The sequence below is a fragment of the Kitasatospora sp. MBT66 genome (assembly GCF_000710405.2).
Classification (GTDB): domain Bacteria; phylum Actinomycetota; class Actinomycetes; order Streptomycetales; family Streptomycetaceae; genus Kitasatospora; species Kitasatospora purpeofusca.
The window spans coordinates 828,629-829,914 of record NZ_JAIY01000010.1 but is presented as its reverse complement, the minus strand read 5'-3'; the positions used below and the strand labels follow the sequence as shown (position 1 = coordinate 829,914).

Sequence of the window (1,286 nt, the reverse complement as noted above, 5' to 3'; positions counted from 1 at the left end):
CCCTTGACGGAGCGGAGCGTGAAGTACATCGCGAAGAGGGCCGCGAAGAACATCAACTCGGAACTGAGCCAGACGATCGTTCCGACGCTGACCATGTTCGGCCGGTTGACCGATCCGTGCGCGTGCCCGGTTTCTACTGCTGTTGCTGTCGCCACGACGGACATTATGTCGGTCCCTTATTCCGTCTTCACGTCGGGGGGTCACCCTCGGAGTGTCCGGTGCGTGCGGTATGCCCCCCTGGGGCCCGACGGGGCGTCCGTACTGCCGCTGAGCAGCGGCGTGTCCCTTTTCTGACGGTTGCTCGAAGGGCCCGTCCGGACCCTGTCCGGCGTGTCGTGGCGGGCCTTCGGGGGTCCTCGGGGGTAAGGGGAAGTTCCACTCGTCCGCCGTACGGGTGGACCGTGCGGGCGGGGGTGACGCGCCGTGCTCCGGCCGGACCAGTGGCGGACGCGGCGCCGTCGGGAAGAGATCGCGCGGGAGGGGCTCGGCGGGCGGTGATCGGGAGTAGCATCCGGGGAGAGGCGAACGTGGTCCGGATCACACGTGAGGGAGCAGGGCCCATGGCGTACACGACCGACGAGACGCTGACCGTTCTCGTCTACAGCCACGACCGAACCACCCGTGAGCAGGTGCTGACCGCTCTCGGGCGGCGGCCCGCGGAGGACCTGCCGGAGCTGGCCTACCTGGAGTGCGCGACCACCCCCGCGGTGCTCAAGGCGCTGGAGAAGGGTGGTGTCGACCTCTGCGTCCTGGACGGTGAGGCGGTGCCGGCCGGCGGGCTCGGGCTCGCGCGGCAGCTGAAGGACGAGATCTACGGTTGCCCGCCGGTGCTGGTGCTGATCGGCCGACCGCAGGACTCCTGGCTGGCCGCCTGGAGCCGGGCCGACGCGGCGATCTCCCAGCCGGTGGACCCGGTGGCGCTGGCGGAGGCCGCCGCCACGCTGCTGCGGGCCCGGCTGGCCAAGCGGGCGCCCGCCGTCCGCTAGTCCGGTCCCGCCCCGCGTTCCACCCGGCGTCTCACGACAAGAGAAGAAGGGTGAACGGCGGAGCCCCGGCGGCCCGCCGCTCGATAGGCTGACTCCGTCCCTACGTCCTTCCCCGGGTAGCCGGGGCAGCGAGAGCCGGAGTCAGCCATGGTGAACGTGCAGCCTGCGAACGGTGGGAGCGACCCCGCGCAGGTGGTCCGCTCCTGGCCGGACATCCTGTCGGCGCTGCTGAGGGGAGAGGACCTCGACCGCTCGGCCACCGCGTGGGCGATGGACCGGATCATGAGCGGCGAGGCCTCC

The 1,286-nt window shown here is 71.2% G+C and carries 1 protein-coding gene and 2 pseudogenes; 2 read left to right on the top strand and 1 reads right to left on the bottom strand.

Annotation, left to right across the window (positions count from 1 at the left end; all coding sequences use genetic code 11):
- A pseudogene (locus BI06_RS53900) lies at nt 1-164 on the bottom strand (heme-copper oxidase subunit III); the annotation flags it as partial.
- Between the two features lie 396 nt (nt 165-560).
- On the opposite strand from BI06_RS53900, the gene BI06_RS28375 reads away from it, so the two are divergent.
- Nucleotides 561-986, top strand: coding sequence for a hypothetical protein (locus BI06_RS28375; RefSeq protein ID WP_030391506.1), 426 nt, complete (start codon nt 561-563; stop codon nt 984-986).
- Nucleotides 987-1,136: 150 nt separating this feature from the next.
- Nucleotides 1,137-1,286, top strand: a pseudogene (locus BI06_RS48485) (anthranilate phosphoribosyltransferase); the annotation flags it as partial.